This window comes from Helicobacter sp. MIT 14-3879 (assembly GCF_003364125.1).
In genome coordinates, this window is record NZ_NXLP01000027.1 from 1 (window position 1) to 17,830 (window position 17,830).

General features: G+C 33.7%; 14 protein-coding genes and 1 pseudogene. 7 read left to right on the top strand and 8 right to left on the bottom strand.

Going from position 1 to position 17,830, the window contains the following annotated elements:
• Positions 1 to 1,341: 1,341 nt before the first annotated feature.
• Positions 1,342 to 1,695 (top strand): annotated as a pseudogene (locus tag CQA44_RS13520) (LPP20 family lipoprotein); the annotation flags it as partial.
• Between the two features lie 205 nt (positions 1,696 to 1,900).
• A complete protein-coding gene (locus tag CQA44_RS09155) occupies positions 1,901 to 2,563 on the top strand; it encodes a hypothetical protein (RefSeq protein WP_115546954.1) in 663 nt (220 codons plus the stop codon).
• 829 nt (positions 2,564 to 3,392) lie between these two features.
• On the opposite strand, the gene fliS is transcribed toward CQA44_RS09155, so the two are convergent.
• Together fliS and fliD are read right to left on the bottom strand one after the other, a co-directional pair.
• Positions 3,393 to 3,782 (bottom strand): flagellar export chaperone FliS, encoded by a 390-nt coding sequence (gene fliS, locus CQA44_RS09160; RefSeq protein ID WP_034557124.1) that lies wholly within the window; start codon positions 3,780 to 3,782, stop codon positions 3,393 to 3,395.
• A 10-nt stretch (positions 3,783 to 3,792) separates the two neighbouring features.
• The gene (gene fliD, locus CQA44_RS09165; protein ID WP_115546955.1) at positions 3,793 to 5,820 is read right to left on the bottom strand and encodes a flagellar filament capping protein FliD; all 2,028 of its coding nucleotides are present in this window, start codon (positions 5,818 to 5,820) and stop codon (positions 3,793 to 3,795) included.
• 235 nt (positions 5,821 to 6,055) lie between these two features.
• On the opposite strand from fliD, the gene minD reads away from it, so the two are divergent.
• Together minD and CQA44_RS09175 are read left to right on the top strand one after the other, a co-directional pair.
• On the top strand, positions 6,056 to 6,934 hold the full coding sequence (gene minD, locus CQA44_RS09170; RefSeq protein ID WP_115546956.1) for a septum site-determining protein MinD: 879 nt from the start codon (positions 6,056 to 6,058) through the stop codon (positions 6,932 to 6,934).
• Between the two features lie 2 nt (positions 6,935 to 6,936).
• A complete protein-coding gene (locus CQA44_RS09175) occupies positions 6,937 to 7,185 on the top strand; it encodes a cell division topological specificity factor MinE (RefSeq protein WP_115546957.1) in 249 nt (82 codons plus the stop codon).
• Positions 7,186 to 7,266: 81 nt separating this feature from the next.
• Here the strand turns inward: CQA44_RS09175 and prpD are convergent, their stop codons facing one another.
• Entirely contained in the window at positions 7,267 to 8,715 is a 1,449-nt protein-coding gene (gene prpD, locus CQA44_RS09180) for a 2-methylcitrate dehydratase (RefSeq protein WP_181881853.1), read from the bottom strand.
• Positions 8,716 to 9,189: 474 nt separating this feature from the next.
• Between prpD and CQA44_RS09185 the strand changes: the two genes are divergently transcribed.
• Complete coding sequence (locus CQA44_RS09185; protein ID WP_115546959.1) at positions 9,190 to 9,405, top strand: hypothetical protein; 216 nt, start codon at positions 9,190 to 9,192, stop codon at positions 9,403 to 9,405.
• Between the two features lie 530 nt (positions 9,406 to 9,935).
• Entirely contained in the window at positions 9,936 to 10,535 is a 600-nt protein-coding gene (locus CQA44_RS09190; protein ID WP_115546960.1) for a purine-nucleoside phosphorylase, read from the top strand.
• A gap of 334 nt (positions 10,536 to 10,869) precedes the next feature.
• Here the strand turns inward: CQA44_RS09190 and CQA44_RS09195 are convergent, their stop codons facing one another.
• Both CQA44_RS09195 and CQA44_RS09200 read right to left on the bottom strand, forming a co-directional pair.
• Complete coding sequence (locus CQA44_RS09195; RefSeq protein ID WP_115546961.1) at positions 10,870 to 11,943, bottom strand: alpha/beta fold hydrolase; 1,074 nt, start codon at positions 11,941 to 11,943, stop codon at positions 10,870 to 10,872.
• Between the two features lie 59 nt (positions 11,944 to 12,002).
• Positions 12,003 to 13,157, bottom strand: a complete 1,155-nt coding sequence (locus tag CQA44_RS09200; RefSeq protein ID WP_115546962.1) for a cation diffusion facilitator family transporter — start codon at positions 13,155 to 13,157, stop codon at positions 12,003 to 12,005.
• A 144-nt stretch (positions 13,158 to 13,301) separates the two neighbouring features.
• Between CQA44_RS09200 and coaE the strand changes: the two genes are divergently transcribed.
• Entirely contained in the window at positions 13,302 to 13,907 is a 606-nt protein-coding gene (gene coaE / locus CQA44_RS09205) for a dephospho-CoA kinase (protein ID WP_115546963.1), read from the top strand.
• Positions 13,908 to 13,986: 79 nt separating this feature from the next.
• On the opposite strand, the gene cmoB is transcribed toward coaE, so the two are convergent.
• The 3 genes from cmoB to CQA44_RS09220 all read right to left on the bottom strand — a co-directional run.
• Complete coding sequence (cmoB, locus tag CQA44_RS09210) at positions 13,987 to 15,135, bottom strand: tRNA 5-methoxyuridine(34)/uridine 5-oxyacetic acid(34) synthase CmoB (RefSeq protein ID WP_115546964.1); 1,149 nt, start codon at positions 15,133 to 15,135, stop codon at positions 13,987 to 13,989.
• Positions 15,136 to 15,168: 33 nt separating this feature from the next.
• Positions 15,169 to 16,596 carry a hypothetical protein gene (locus tag CQA44_RS09215; RefSeq protein ID WP_115546965.1) on the bottom strand — a complete coding sequence of 476 codons (1,428 nt, stop codon included), beginning with the start codon at positions 16,594 to 16,596 and terminating at the stop codon, positions 15,169 to 15,171.
• Positions 16,597 to 16,755: 159 nt separating this feature from the next.
• The coding region (locus tag CQA44_RS09220) for a 3',5'-cyclic-nucleotide phosphodiesterase (RefSeq protein ID WP_115546966.1) at positions 16,756 to 17,830 on the bottom strand (1,075 nt) is incomplete at its 5' end.

Below are 17,830 nucleotides of genomic sequence, written 5' to 3' on the forward strand. Positions count from 1 at the left end.
CCATAGAAGTTCAGAGAATTGTGATTACTTCCAAATTTGAGTAATTCTAAAGGACACAAGTAAGGCTTTCTTTATTAATTCTTTGTAGAACCTTAAACATTAAAGCCCTCAATCTCTTTGCAATCTCTCACATTAAATAGACTAATATTTTTGCATGGAGTCTTGTGTGCATTCTAGGCATAAGAATTAAAAAACCTTTAAGCAGACAAAAGCGAGCAATGACCCATAAATTATTTTTTACAAATTCTAAATTCTATGAGTACATTAAATAGCTATTTCCGTAGAGTAAGAATATTTTATTATAAAATCAATGAATTGTACCTGCTGCATTGATTACAAACCTCCCCCCTCCATATACACATACAATAAAGCATACGCGTACGTTGTTTGACAAGATTAATAAAATTATGGTTTTTATGTTGTATATAATAATGTTGCGCTTATTGTCAAATAGTCAATAGAATGTGAGAATAGGCAAGATTCAATCTACAACAACTATCAATACTACATAATAAATTGCAACAAAATTTTTTAGCAGCAACTTCTTGGTGTGTTTGTTACCACTACTTGGTTTTTACTGGCTGATTGTGATTGACAAGTTTTTGCTCTTACAATGAGTTCGCGAGAGCATTAAATCATAAAGCTCTTTTTATTCTTTTTTGAAAATCCTTATCATACTCCGCATATTTGTTTGTATAAAGACAGCACCAATGCAGCAACCAAACCTTTGTTTCTTAGATATAAGCATCATATTTTACGGTTCACAATTAATATTGAAAGATAACAGATTCTAAAAAATGGCACAATTTTTGCTTCTCACAAGTCATAATGCAAGGTTTGCATCATTAACTCTAATAAGGACATTATATGAAAACAAAACTTTTGGTTGCTTCAGCTCTTTCAGCAATATTTTTAACTGGTTGCATGGACACAGGTTCAAACGTAGATAACTCTGCATTAGTTCCTCCAGCAGCAGGGGGTCCCTCCCTTGCTCCTTTATCAGTGCCTACTTATCCTCCTGTAGGCTATAATGCTAACCCTAGTCTTATGGCTTCAGCTCCTGTGGGTAATAGTGGAATTGTAGCTCAACCTACAACACCTCCCATAGCTGCTCCTTCTGTTCCTGTTGCACAACAATACGGTCCAAATAGCATGCCAATGGCTGCAGGTCCTATGGTTCCAGCTTCACAGTATGACTATAATCCTGCTCCAAGATATGACAGGGGCGATTACTCTCGCAATACAAAAAGCGGAAACAGTGGCTATGAGCAGGGCTTTGAACGAACTCGCGATAATTTTGATGATATGAGAAAAGTAAGCGATAGCGATGTTTCTGTGGGCATTCAAAATTCCCCCTTGCTTACTCCTAATAATGTTATTGAAATTCAGGCAGTTGGTATGGGTGTAGCACCGGAATCTACTGTTTCTCCTGCACAAGCTTTAGCATTGGCAAAAAGAGCGGCTATTGTCGATGCTTACAGACAGATTGGAGAAAAAATGTATGGTATCCGCATTAATGCAAACGATACAATACGTGATATGATTGCACAAAATTCTACTATCAAAGGCAGAGTACAAGCTCTTATCAAAAATGCAGAAATCACAGAGACTGCATATAAAGACGGATTGTGCCAAGTGAATATGGAAGTGAAGCTTGATGGAAGAATTTGGCATCGTGTTCTAAATAATGGCTAATAAAGTCAGATTCAATCTTTAAACTCTGAGATAAATCTTAGAATAAACTAGAATCACATAGAATCTAATAATTCTTGAGATTCTGACATTTAGGTTTTATTATTAATGGATTAACGTGTTACTTTGTAATCTTGAGTAGAATTTCTATGGAAATGTTGGGGCTTTATGCTAAAATTATAAGAATAAATTGCTTAAAAGGTGATTAATGTATCAAATGGCTTTGCGAATTGCTGCTTTATGTGTATTGGGATTTATTATAAATGCATGTGCAAGTAATGACCCAGAGCTACGGACACAAGGCAATCTTGATGGAATTCATTATAAAAGCCCCAATCCCATAGGATCTGGCGACAACAAAGGAGACTCGGTTTTCACTCCACAGGAGCAAGAGCCACAGAATCTTATTACTAGCGAGCTAAAGTTGCTCTATATCAATACTGCGCCTTTTAAGTTTTATGATTATGCGAGGCTTAATACCTATCAAAGCGGGCTTGTAAAATTAGAGCTTTTTAAATATGCTCAAACCATAGGCAGCATTAGAATTAAAGCGGGGAGAATGTGCGTTTTAACTGAATGCAGTTTTAAATGGCCAATTTCTAAGAAATTTTTTGGTGCTGTAAGTTATGGTGAATTATTTGAAGATATTATTTTCGGACGTGATATTTTTGGAGGCAAAGGTAAGCAGGTCTTTGAAAAGAATATATCTATTCAAAGATTCCAACAATCAGGTGAAATGATTTATTACGAAAGAAAGCCTGGTCATATTTTATTTAAGAATATGACTACGGGAGTAACTATTGGGATTGATAATTATGAGCCGCTCTCTTATGATTCTGGAGTACGTAATTCATTGACCATACCACAGTAATTAGATGAAAATAGGCAATATAATTTGAAAATATTGAAGTTTATGCAGTAGAAATATTATGTTGTATGCTAATATGTTGCTCTGTCAAGAATTATAAAACTTTATCAACATCAAAGTGAATTCAAAAATAATAAAAACTTAGTTTCAGCATTTATATTATGTACAACAAAATATATTTCACTCTTTCATTTCCAAAGCCAAACTAACAAACCTACAAAGAATTTTATATTTTTGCTTGTCGAATCTTAGGTTTGCATGACTTCCCAAAAAAGACATTAAATCATTGTTGATTAAATAATTAAGCTATAAATAAACTGTATTAAAGAATCTAAACCAAATCATCGAGAGAAGCTGCTTGATTTGGATACGTTCGTTCTTATCTACCCCCAATAAAGAATAATAAAACATGCAATTTTCTCAACTTGTACGCTTATCTTACAGGTGCGCGTTGGATTAGGTTATGTTTTTATAGGCTAGATTATAACAATATAAGCGAAATGAATTACTGCCAATAAATCACTCAGTTTAAACGATTCTAACATTGTTATTTAGGTTTGGAAGAACTCAAATCTTTATTGAAAAATACTTAGGCAGAATTTCAGCATAATGTAGAATCTAAAATCTCTTATGAACAATTGCTTGATATATGAAAATTTTGATATACAAAGTATTGCAAAATGAACTTAATACTTAAAATCCTAAATGACCAGTAACATTATATAGAAGTAATAATTGTGTTGAAAGATTTGCAGTAAAGCCAATCAAGCTAGCAAGGCTAGCTAAACAGCTAAGTTGTAAGTGTTGTATTCAAATGTTTAGCATAAAATGCTTATCTCCCTAATTCTTCTTGATGAATCTCTCTCCATGCCTCTAATAAGCCCCTTGCAACATTCATAACAATGTCAATTTTCTCAACATTGTTCTCCATATTTGCTTGTGTCAAGAGCTTAATTTGATGTGTGTAGAGTCCAGTGAGATAGACAGCAACTTCTCCACCTCTATCATAATCAAGGACATTTAATAATTCTGTGAAAATATCAGTGGTGCGGTTGATATAATAAATTTTCTTTTCTATATCTATATCCTCTTCTTCCATATATCTTCGTGCTTGACCTAAGAATCTCAAAATACCTTCATACAGCATTTCTATCAGTTTCGCGGGACTTTCCACACTAACAGAAGCTTGCTGATACATATTATGGGCATTAAAGGCTCTCATAATTCGCTCCTTATTTCTTTTTGTCGTTACCGGCGGCTTGGTCAATCATCATTTGAACAGCATTAAAAGAGTTATTTGCTTTAGCTATTTGCTCATCAAAAGAAGCAAAACGTTGCGCCATGGTATCATACCTAGCATCAAGCATTTTCTTTGCTTTATCTTTTTCAGAATTATAGTTTTTTAACTCTCGATTAAGTGTTTGCTCAAAGGTTTTCAACTTAGCATTTCCACCTTCTACTAAATCGGCTAAAATAGAATTTATTTTTGCAAAAATTCCATCATATCGATTAAATTTTCCTGAACTGTCTTTTGTCTCGCCACCATAGAATACTTGTTTTGCTTTTTCTGGGTCAGCACTAATTGCGCTTGAAAGTTTGCCAACATCCAAAGACATAACACTCTTATCATTAAGCGAAATCCCATAGTCCATAAGACTCTTCACTTCTGTTCCGCTCGTAATCCGTTGAGTGATGGCTTGATTAATATCTGGGCGAATGCTCCTTATCAAAGATTCTGTATTGAAAACGCCGCCCCTTTTTGTATCAGGGTCAAATTTTGTTACTGCATCAAGTTTAGGTACAGTTTCATTATAGACTTTTACAAATTCTTGCACTTCTTTGACAATATCTTCTGTATTAGGTGTAATACTGATAATATCAGGCTTGCCCTCTTCAGAAATCTTTTGCAAATTAATCGTTAATCCGCCAACAATATCATCTACTGTATTGCTAGCTCTCTTAATAATTGCCCCATTATAACTCATTTCAGAATCTGTCGCTGTTTGGACATTTTTAATCTTGAGAACATTCTTTTGGAATACAGAAAAATCACTGTATTTTCCGGCTTTTAATCCCACGCTCCCCAACACATCATTTGAACCACTAACAGTGATGGCTGCCCCATTAGAATTTAAAGTAATTTTATTTTGTGTCGTTGTTGCTAGCACTCCCTCAATCTTATTTAGAGATTCTATAACGGCTGCAGCATTTTGCTCAGCAGTATTTTCTTTTTTTGTTATTTGGGCTAAATCAATCTCTGTACCATTCACTTGAAATGACCCCTTTAGCTGCCCTTCTTTTACTTCAATATTGCTTGCATAGAGATCTTTAACTTGAGATTCTGCTTGAGAAAATCCCATTAAATTTATCTTCTCACCGCCTATTCCAACCTTATAGCCCCTCTTATCATTTACAATCAAGGAGCGTCCTTCATCTGCTAAACCAATATTAATATCACCATTCTCTATTAAATCTTTTGTAGATTCATTAGATTCTATTGCCTCTTTTAATTTTGTGCGTATGAACTCTGGTCTATCTGTAATAGAATCATTCATGTCAAGATTAAGAGAAATCTTGTGTAAGTTACCATCACTACCTTTTATCTCAAGATAAAAGTCATTTTCTCCATCAAGTTTAAAATTTTGCGCACTTATACGTTCTGCTCGCATTACAGAACCAAAATAGATTCTGTTATCCTCACCTGTCTCTTTACCATTAATCATAAGTTGATAGGGTTTTTGCCCTCCTGTTTTCATGATAACACCCATAATTTTACCGTTTGTAGCGTCCGTAATAGCTTGACTTACTTCTCCCAATGTCATACCGCCTTTAATTTCCACACGATAATTTTTCCCATTAGAATATAAATCGAGTACGCCATCTTCATTGCTAAAAGCATCATCTTTCGAAGAAAATTTCGTTCCTATTTCATTAATATCACTTTTAGCAAGTTTTTTCACTTCAATATTTACATCTTGAACAGGAATTCCTGCAGCAGCACTTGCCTTTACTGCTTCGCCAGACACATGAACATTGCGATTAAGAAAAGTAGAATAATCCGAGAGCTTTTTAGTATGAGCTTTCAATGAAGTTAAAGCCGTATGTATTTCCACGAGCTGCTTTTGTTTTTCAATATTGAGCTCCATCTTTTTTTCAACGGGCTTTACCATATTATCTTCGTCAGCTTTTTTCAGCTTGTCAATGACATCGGAATTTAATACAGAGCTTCCAAGTCCCAGAGAAGTTATTTTACCCGCCATAAGATTCTCCCCATAAAGTGTTCAATTTGCTTAGTTACTATGGATAAGGAATTTGCATTCCATTATCTAAATCGACAAAGTAAATAATATTTTTAGTATTTTACACAAGTTCTATTTCTAAAGATAATTTTACCTTGTGAAAAGCCCATAAATATCACAAAAAAACTCTAAAAGCAAACAAAAACTATATAAATTTTGCTACAATGGTTTTTTACTTTCACTAGGGAAAGCAACAATGCAACAATCAGGGCAAAAACTATCCCATATTAAGGCGACAAATAATGCCGCAGATAATAACGGAATTGTCATAGCCATTACATCGGGCAAGGGTGGAGTAGGAAAATCCACTGCAACAGCAAATCTTGGTATTGGTTTATCGCAGCAAAATAAAAAAGTTATCGCTGTTGATTTCGATATAGGACTCCGAAATCTTGATATGATTTTGGGGCTTGAGCGGCGCATTGTCTATGATGTTGTAGATGTTATGGAACACAAATGCAATCTTTCTCAAGCGATTGTGAATCACAAAAAAGCAAAAAATCTTTATTTTTTGCCAGCTAGTCAAAGCAAGGACAAAACGGTTTTAGATAAAGACAAAGTGCAACATTTGCTTGAGAAACTTAAGCTTGATTTTGATTATATTCTCTTAGATAGCCCGGCAGGAATCGAGAGCGGATTTGAACATACCATTTTTTGGGCTGATAGGGCACTTATTGTTGTAACACCAGAAATTAGCTCGGTTCGTGATAGCGATAGGGTAATTGGTATCTTAGATTCCAAGAGCGATAAAGCAAAACAGGGGAAGGAAGTAGAAAAGCATATTATCATTAATCGTTTAAGACCAGATTTGGTAACAAAGCATGAGATGATGAGCTGCGATGATGTTCAAGATATTCTTGCATTGCCAATTATAGGCGTTGTACCAGAAGATGAAAAAGTCGTAGGTGCAACCAATAATGGGGAACCTACTATTTTTACTAAGACTATTAGCGGACTAGCCTATCAGAGAATTGCTATGCGCATTTTGGGAGAAGATATCCCGATTGAGACGTTTGAGGCTAATCTTAGTTTTATGGAAACCTTAAAAAAAATTTTTACCATTAAAAAGGGTTAATCATGCTTTTTAATCGAGACAATGACACTAACAATACATTACGTTCTGCATACAATGCAAAACAACGACTACAAGCTATTCTTGGTAATGAAAGGATTATTACTAAGGAGTGTTTTGATGATTTAAGAAAAGAAATTGCTTTATCTATTGAAAAACACACGCGCTGCTCCACATATACAATCAACATGCAGGCAGACAGAAATAATAGACTTGATATTGTAATAACAGATGTTAATTTAAACTTAGATTAAAAAGCCTCTTCTACAATTTTCAAGAATCTTCAAGAACAATATGGAATAAACAAAAATATATCCTAAAATATTTTAATCAAATTAAAGTGCTAATAAATCACTGATTTCAACAAAAGGCGTACTGTAAGCCTTTTTAGAATCTGCAAAAATTTCTTTTATTTTCTCACATTTTTTGGGGCTTAACCGTGTAGCTAAGGCATTATGGAACTTACTAATGAGCAAAGGAATTCCTTCTTCTCTACGTCTCTTATGACCAACAGGATAATTTATCTCTATGTTTTGGCTTTTTGTACCATCTTTATAAAAAATTTGCACCGCATTTGCTATAGAACGCTTATCTGATTCTAGGTACTCTCTTGTGTATCTCTCATCTACTTGAACCACCATTTTTCCTCGTAATTTATCAATAAGAGGATTTGCTGCAATATCATCTTCGTAATGTTCTGCTCGTAATTCTCCATAAATCAATGGAATAGCCACCATATACTGAATGCAATGGTCTCTATCTGCTGGATTTGCTAGTTCACCGACTTTATTAATAATTCTATGCCCAGATTCTTGTGTGGTAATAACAATTTTCTCAATATCATTGAGCTTATGCTTTGCCTCATCATGCAACTTAAGAGCACATTCAACGGCAGTTTGCGCATGAAATTCAGCAGGAAAACTAATCTTAAACAAAATATTCTCCATAACATAGCTACCAAATTTTTGATTTACTACAACTTTTTTGCCTTTCATATTGACATCTTCAAATCCCCAAAATTTTGCTGATAATGCGGTAGGATAACCCATCTCACCTTTTAAAGCTTTAAGTGCAAGATTCACTCCTCTCGCACTTGCGTCTCCAGCAGCCCAGCTTTTTCTCGAACCTGTGTTTGGCGCATGTCTGTATGTCCTTAACGAACAGCCATCAACAAAAGCAAGAGAAAGGGCATTGCGCACTTCCTCAAAGCTACCGCCAAACATTGCACAAGCTACAGCAGTACTTGCAATTCGCACTAAGAGAACGTGGTCTAAGCCAACAGAGTTAAAAGAATTCTCTAATGCTAAAATTCCTTGTATTTCATGTGCCTTTATCATAAATTCTAAAACATCTTTGAGTTTTAATCCTTCTTTGCCTTCTTTAATGCTTTTACGGCTAAGATAATCAGCCACTGCATAAATTGCTCCTAGATTATCGCTAGGGTGTCCCCACTCTGCAGCCAACCAAGTATCGTTGAAGTCAAGCCAACGTATCATTGCCCCAATATTAAATGCTCCTCGCTCAGGCTCTAACCTATAGCTTGTACCGGGAACTCGCACGCCCTCACTAAATTCTGCACCATCAACAACAGGACCTAGGAGTTTCGTACATTGCGGAAATGATAAAGCCAAAAGCCCACACCCTAAAGTATCCATAAAACAATATTTTGCTGTTTCATAAGCTAAATCTGAAGTGATTCTATCTTGCGTTACATAACGTGCAATTTCCGTAAGTAACGAATCAAACTCTGCTCTCTTAGCCTCTAAAATGCCCATATTTTCCATAATTATCCCTCTATAACATTAAAATGCAGATTCTAACTTAAAGTGATATTAAGTTTATGCCTTAGGTTTTGCCAAGGCTCACAATTCACAATCTCTAAAATCTTGAGTTTTATTCTAACCTAAAAATACTCTGCTTAAAGGGAACAAAAAGTAAAAAAAAGGCACAAAATCTACACATATCAATAAAAATGTATAAAAAATAGACATTGTTGCAACAATAAGCTTTTTACTGAAGATTTATGCAATAAGCACGATTGTTTAGACAAAGCTCATATACGATATAATTCAAATGTTCTTAATATTGATGAAATATTTTAACCTTATATGTATGTGTAGAATATAAATTACAGGAATATCGATAGGGAAAGTTTAGTTAGAAATTGCAAAGTAACTCAGTATATTTGGAACACCCTTGAACTAGGTTCATTAGGTAAATTAAAATTTAAAACTGATGAAATCATTAATTACGTTAAGATGCTAGATAACCTTTTTGATACTGATGTTGGTTGTTTTATACAACATGATAAGCTTGAAGGAGGTTTTGAATATGAAAAAGTAATTCCTTCTAATTTAAGTTCTACTATTATGAATCATTGTGAATCTGAATTGTATAATGATGAAGTAACTACAGATTTTGATATTATGAGAGAAAAAACACGCAATAAAGTTGATTTCCTTATATTTATATAGTGAAAAAACTATACTTTAAGAAAATATTTACTTAATAAAGACAGTAATAGCGATAATTTATCTGATGAAATCCATACTTAATAGAGACTTAGGTGTTATAGATAAGTCTATGATGTTATTAATTAGAGAACTAATTAAGCTACTAAGTTAAGAAGATCTATATGACATTAACTCTGCTATCAAAGGACTGCAAAAAAGTATGTGCATAGACTCACCTCCAGAATTTCGCAGGATTATTGAATCATTTATTCAGATGCCGATGATGCGTATGAAAAAAGTTGAGCAAATTAAACCAAGCAAATTTAGTATTCTAAAGAATGCTTTTAGTAATTTGTTTAGATAACATTAGGTAAGTTTTAGAATATTCTAAACACTTACCTTTATTTTTTTATTGAGTTAGTGCTATTGGGAATTTTATCATGTCTTTAATGGTTGTATGTGAAATTTTAACCAACATAAATTTTAGAAAAATAACAGAAAATTTGAAATTTTTTGTAAAATTAAAATGATTTATACTCAAAAGGAATATAATGATTTTATGTGCAGGAAATGGAGAAAGCTTTAGTTTCGCTAAAAATATTGGTGTGGGACTTATTAATAGTGCAATAGAACTTACTCAAGTCTGCCTACAATACACTCCTAAACATCTGTTATTTATTGGTAGTGCAGGTAGCTACGATTCCAAAGTGCCGATAGGAACACTTTTTCTTAGCACGCATGCGACACAGATTGAATTATCTTTTCTCCAGAAGCAATCCTACACACCAACCAACAACAGCATTAAGATAGAACGTTTAAACTTGGTTTCACATGAAACACTAATCAAAGAAAATATCTGCGAGGCTACTGTGAATTCAAGCAACTATATCACCAACACATCAGCATATAATCACGTTATGCTTTCAGCAAATATTTTGCTCGAAAATATGGAAGTATTCAGCATATTTAAGGTAGCAGAACACTTTAGGATTCCATGTAGTGCTATTTTATGTGTGAGTAACATTGTGGGGGAAAATGCACATGAAGAATGGGTAAAAAATAAAAATTTGGTTGAAGAAAGGCTAACAAAGATTATTAAGATTCTTAAGGAAAAAAATTGCAAAAATAAACATGTTGTTGTCCCTGACTGACACGAATAAGTGTTGTTTTGACTCGATAATTGAAATTTATGGACATTTAATTTTTTGAATAAAACTCTCATAATAACATCATGCTATGCTCTCTCAACCTACATAGATTATTTTATTCTCGCTTGCTTATTTCTTGATTGTGATAACCATATAACTATATTTTAGTGAAGAATCATCTTAAGAATCTAACAAAAATTAATATCTTTATTCACTCATGCAAGATTCTCTATTCTCCTGATTGATAGGATAAAATATCTTGTTATCATTTAAGATAGTATCATTTGTGTGCAACACAATTCCCCTATAACCCAACCCGTATAAATCTGTGTCAAAATCACCGAGATTCGCATACACAATCTAACCAAGCAATAATATCCTTTAGGACTTCCTGCTTATTTGGCTCATTTAATATTTCATGTCTTGCATTTTCATATAGTTTGATTGTAACATGCTCATAGCCCTGTATATTAAGCCTATCTTTTGCATCTCGCACACCATCACCAAAATTCCCACAAGCATCCATATCGCCGCTGATAAACAAAATGGGTAAATGCTTACTCAAAGAATCCGCATATTTTTCAATGGCATAAACATCCCTTACAGCGGTAAAAAGATTTAGGAAGCTCCGCAGAGAAAAGATAAAAGAACACTTGGGGTCTGATATATAGGCTTGCACAACATGAGAATCTGAACAAAGCCATTCAAATCCCGTATAATCTTTCGTTGTTATTGAAGAATTGTCCTTATTTGTCTCTGTTTTGGATAATCTTTTCAACAGCTTAACATTAAATCCACCAAAAGAAAGTTTATGCAAGAGATTTGCACCCTGAGCTTCTAAGCCAAGAAATTGTAAGCTTTTAGCAAGTAAAATTGCTATATTAATCATTGGGTTTGGTGCTGGTGTACCACTCAAAATAAGTGCGCAAATAGAACTAGCATGCTTAAATAAATAGAGACGAGAAATAAGTGATCCCATAGAATGCCCTAAAAGTATAATCTTAGAATCTTGAAAACGAGAATGCAGTTCGCAATTAAGTGCATACAGATCTTGTACTGCGAGATTGATTCCATCTTGCCCCATTTCACCCCAATAGATTAAATCTTCATTATTAGAATCCTCCTTAGTCAGATTAGCATTTATTGGAGAATCTTTACCCTTACAATAACTACTTATGCTTTTGCCATGCCCGCGATGATCGCTTATTGCCACTATAAAACCAGATTCTGCAAGAAAAGTGCAAACCCATTTGTATCTCTCTTTATGCTCTACCATGCCATGTGCAATTTGAATGATATGTGGTGCAAGGGATTGCGTGTGAGATTGAGGTGGCTCATATAAATCCCAAAAAACAAAACCAAAGTTAGAATCTAATTGAATATCCTTTGTGATATGGACCGTGTTAGACATCTATCCTCCTCTCAAGATAAAGAGTAAGTATAGTAAAACTTGATAATCCTAAAGAAAACCTACAACCATTTAGGATTCGCTGTAAAGCTTACTGATAACCAAATCTTATAACTAGGAATTTCTAACGCTTTCTCAATCCTTTCTCGAATAAAATCAAATTCTTGCATAGTAGTCGGTTTAAAATTCTTCTGCGTAAGAATATTAACCTCAACCATATAGAATCTTCCAGACTTAGCAACATGAGTGTCATAATCGCTAAAACCAAATTCTAGGCTCAAATCCTCCATAATCTGTGTAATCTTAGAATCTAATTCTACAGGTGCTACCATCATTAAATCTTTAAAATTAGCAATGGCTATACGAATAGGCGAAACACAAAGCAACAATGAAAGAACCAGCAAAAGCGCAGGATCAATATAACGTGCTAAATCTTGTTGATTAAAGTCAGATTCTGAATGAATTATAGAATCTATATTAATGTAAGGTAAAAGATATATCATACCAAAAGCCACTAATCCTCCAAAGTATAAAACACAATCAATTTTCCACTCTGTATTATCAACCTTGATTAAATCAGACTCTAAAGCCCCTGCATAAATCAGTGTGTAGTAGAACAAAATGATACAAAAAATAAATGCACATAGACTATAGACCATAGCACCACCAAGCTCAATTTCATAACCACCATTCACAATGCTTTGTAATGCGTTAATAAAGGCATACACACAAACAAAAACCAATACCAAAGATTTAAAAAGATTCACCATAGGTTCAAAGCGTACATAACCATACTGAAAAATATCATCATCTTCCTTATAAATGTAACGCGAAGTTACTACACTTAAAAATCCTAGCCCCACGCTAACAAGCGCAACAAAACCATCAAAAATAACCGACATCGATTTTACCAAGATTCCAAAACCAATACCAAAAATGGCAAGTGCTAAAGCTCCAAACATAGATGCCTTAAGCACAAATTGTTCTTTTTGACTCGCTTTGACAGAATCTGTTATAAGTGCGTTTTTAAGGGATTCTTGCTTGTTAGCCTCATTCTGTGAAATTTTATTGGGCAGTGGTTCTTTTGTTTGCTTGACTTGATAATTATTATGTCTCAAACTATGCAAGAAAAAATTATTACGAGGTTTATTGTTGCGCACACTTTTTCCATATAGGTCTTTTGCATAACCCACTTTAAGATAAGATGTCAGATTCATTAAATATCCTTGCAAATAAATATTTAAGTGTATTATATTATAATCTTAAGCATTAAAAGATGGTATTTTTTTACAATCATTATATTTAACATCATTATCTTGCTTTAAAACAATATAATTTATAATATAGTAAAAGGAACAATCATGCAATATGCCAATATTCTCACAGGTAGTATAGGGTGTGGAAAAAGCACCGTATCAAGATTTTTAGCCCTTGAAGGATTCAGTATTATCGATGCCGATACAATTGCCCATGAAGTATTAGAACAAGAAAAAGACACAGTGGTGCAAGCATTTGGTAATCATATCCTCAAGCAAGACACACATTCTAAGACTATTACAATCAATCGCAAAGCATTAGCCCAAATTATTTTCAATGACTCCAAGAAAAAAAGGCTTTTAGAATCTATTCTTCATCCAATCATTCAAAAAAATATTCTTTCTTCCTGCAAACAATTAGAAGTCAAAAAAGTACCTTATTTTATTGAGATTCCACTCTATTTCGAAAGTTCATTTGCTTATCCTGCACAGTTTGTGATATGTGTGTATGCGCCAAGACATATTCAAATTGAGAGGATACAAAAGCGCAATAATCTTACCGTCCAAGAAGCAATGATTCGTATAAATTCCCAAATTGACATTGAAATAAAAAAAGCAAAAAGCAATTTTGTCATTGATAATTCAGGGGATTTAAAGGCACTGCAAAAAAACATAGAATCTTTTCTACAAGAATTTCTTAATCATTTTTAACAATACCATTTTAATACATAAAGAGATTCAATGCGCCTAAATTGAAAAGATTTAACCATCAATCTTTCTGAATTTCTAACTATAATTGCAATACAAAAATACCTCTACAAACAGGAGGATAACCCTCTATGGTTTTATCTGACTCTAAGAAATCACCTAAACTTTGTCTATCAATAAAATCTGTGCTGCGTTGCTCTGTGTTAGCGGTATAGGAAAAACTCACAAGTTCGCATCTATTGAAACCTGCCCTTAATGCAAGGTTGTGTAATGCGCTAGGGCTAAAAATATAAAAAACATTTGCCATTTTAGCATAAGTTGGATAAGGTAACAAAGCGATATGCTCGGGACTATCAATAATTAATGTTTCCAAGATTAAAATTCCCTCTGACTTTAACTTCTTTTTTAGAATCTTAAGCGTTTGCAATGGTTCTTGTCTATGATAGAGAACGCCTAAACATAAAATACAATCAAATTCCTTTTTAACTTTCTCTATATCCTGCACTCCCAAGAGTCGATAAGAAATATTAGACAAAGCAGTAAGCTTGAAAAGAAAATAAAATTGTAGAAAAAATATTCCCACAGGGTCAATTCCTACAATATGCTTTACTCCACGTAAAGCTAAATCAAACATATAGTACCCATTATTACAACCAACATCTAAGATATCTTTTCCTTTTATCTCATAATTCAGTTTTTCAAATGTTTTAAGCAACAATTCCATTTTTATAAAACTTTGCCATTCAGAATCAATAAATAGCTTTGAATAAGATTCTTTACCCATAGAATCTAAAACGTTAATATGCAGATAAAAAGGTCCCTTACGCCACGGTTTCAACAAAGAAACAATTTCATATAAAGAATCTAGCTGTGCATTACCTAAATCTGTATGGCTTGATATACTAGATTCCAAGGGCAAAATTTCAAAAACAAAATGTAAGCCACTCAACAAATTCTCTCTGCTGTTTCCTTTGAAATTACTTAGATGAGATTCTGATGGCTTCTGTGCTAGAAACAGTGCTTGCTTAATGGCTTCTGTCGAAACCTCATGTTGCATACCCCACAAACACGCGCTTAATTTAGAATCTAATACATTAAAACAAATCTTTGTGTGTAGCTTTAAGTTGGCAATTTTGTGTAAAATCTCTAAGTTTTGCTTAGATTCTAGGCTTCTTAGCTCTTGGAAACTAAAATCTTTAGTCAGATTCTGATAAGTTGCATCTTGCTTCATTGTGATTTCTTTAACCAATTTATCTTGATACTTTCATTCAAAAAAATATTGTTGTCCCTTAGATTGAGTGGTAGAATCTCCGTTATTGTACGTAGATTCTAATTTGATAAATTCCGCTTTGGAGATTCCATAAATAATTGCTATATCAAATGGAGTCTTACTAAGAATCTCATATAAATGCGTATTATGCGCAAAGGTAAGTTTAATATGTTTTTCGCTACTTTTAGTCCTATTTTTAGCAGTGGCGACATATTGATGAGAAAAAAGAGAGAGAAGCTGCAAATGTTTTGCTTGCGAATTGAAGTATTCTGTCAGAGTAATATCAATATAGGTACTTTTCTTAATGATAGGCAGTATTTCTTGCATAATGAGAGTTGCTTCATGATGAGAGTAAAAATCTTGAATTTCTAAATGCCCGATATTTAAAATGCTTGGATTTTTACAAAAAATGAGAGTTTTAAGCTTCGTAGAGGCATAGGGAGAAGAGAATCTTTGCTTAAGCACTTCAAATAATTCAAAATTTTGCAAGGATTTCAGGTGATAGACTGATGTCTTGGTATTATCTCCTTGCTCAAAGAGATTATTTTCCTGTGTTGTAGAATCCCGTACTGAATAACGCAAAGCCATAGCTTCAAGTAAGGCTAACGCGCTTTCTATGAACGGTAAAAAAATAAAGGGCATACCAATAGTGTAGAGTACATTATTATAAATAACTTTAGATTCCAAAAGACTAAAAGAAAAAAGCATGAGTTTCAATTTTATGCTTGTAGAAATAGGGTCGGCTGATTGCACATTCTGATGAGGAAATTCAAGGATTTTTGTGTATTGATAAGAATAAAATTTAGGCACATCAATACCTTGCAATGCGTAAATACTAGCAAAAATACAAGGTAAAAGTGGGGTTACATTATGTTTTATTCTTTGAGTCTTTGTTATGAATTGCGTGGAATAATCTTGAGAACCAACACAATGTATAGAATCTTTGATACCGCTATGTTTATAGTAAGCATAGAAAAATTCTAAGGATTGAGCTAGAGAATTTGCTTCACAAATAACCAAATGAGGAGCAATATTTTTTAAGATATATAATTCAAAAAGACTAACAAGCACAACATTAGATTTTGACTGTCCAATCAAGTAACGAATAAATCGCTTAATGCTCGCATGAATATCTGCAACACTAATCCATGCTATCTCGTTATCAATAATGCGAGTTTCTCCTTCAAAAACAACGCCATATACCCCCTGTCTTATTGCTTCTGCTATATCTTGTTTGTCGAGCGCAAAAAAGAGCGCACCTTGCAAATTTTCTTGCCCAACATTTGTGCCTTTCACATTTTTTTGCCCTAAATCTTGTGTTATAGGATAATTAAGCTCACATGTCACCGTGTTAAAAGAGCTTATATATGGCTCATTCAGAAGTGTCGCATAGAGTATATCCAATACTTTGCCTAATCTCATAGGTTTCCTTCATTATTAACCCCAATATATTTCACTAGATAATCATACTAGAATGATTTGAATATTTTGTATATCTGAGAACATGAGTCATACTTACTTTATCCTACACGTCCGGTTATTCCAAAACGTGCTTCTAAGAATCTTGAAATCCTTACATCTTTAGAGATTCCATTCGTCTTGCATTTCTAAGAAACCTTGAACCTGCAATCTAATATCCTCATACAAAAAGCTCTCTTTAAAGCCCTCCATACGACCACCGCTTGCGTTTTTATGTCCACCACCATTAAAGCACGTTTGACTAAGTGCGCTTACGTCACAATTTCCATTGGAACGCAAACTTACATTGCCCCTATTACTTACATCAATATAGAAATCAAATTCGCTATTATTCTGCAAAAATCTATTTGCCACAACAGAAATTCCGCCCATACAATAACTTAAAAATCCCACTTTATCTTCATAAAAAATTTTACATGTCTCTTTCTTTTGCTCTAAAAGTTTTACTAATGTACGAGAAACGATATTATCCATTGTTTCGGTATCTTTATCTCCTCCTAAGGCATTTTTTTTAAGAAAAAAGAGTTCATTATCAAAGCTAACCTCATCAAATGCCTTGCCATTAATAAGTCCGCCAGCCTTGCTAGAATCATATTCCTTAAGGAACTTGGAGGCATTTTTCAATAAAAGCAACTTATATTCTCTGTGCTCCTTATCAAACATAAAACGATTAATTTCATTGCTGGTTGCAATCATGCTCATGGCAACTTTACCAAATTCAAAACCAAAGCCATCCTCCAACCAGATGTCCACAGAATTAATCATTTCTACCATAGGTTTTAACCACTCTTGTGTGCTTGATTCTAAACCAAATCGTTCTAAAAGATATTCGTAAGTAATTTTTGTTGCACAACGATTCACATCCAAATAATACCAATTATAAACTTCTGCACTTTCTTCTCCGGTTGCATGGTGATCAAGCAATATGATTTCAACGTCTAAACCAGCAAGCTTTAAGTCTGCTACTTGCTCATTCAGAAATTTAGATTCATTGAGAGTGAGGTTTAAATCGGTAATCAAAATAATAAATTTTTGTTTGGAATCCTTGTCGTCATGGGTGGTAGGTATAACTTTTACCGGCTTACCAAAGAGCATGGCTGTTGTGCTTGTATGTTGTTTGTACTTAGAAATGGCATTTAATATTGCATTAAGACGAGCTATAACTTCTCTACCATAA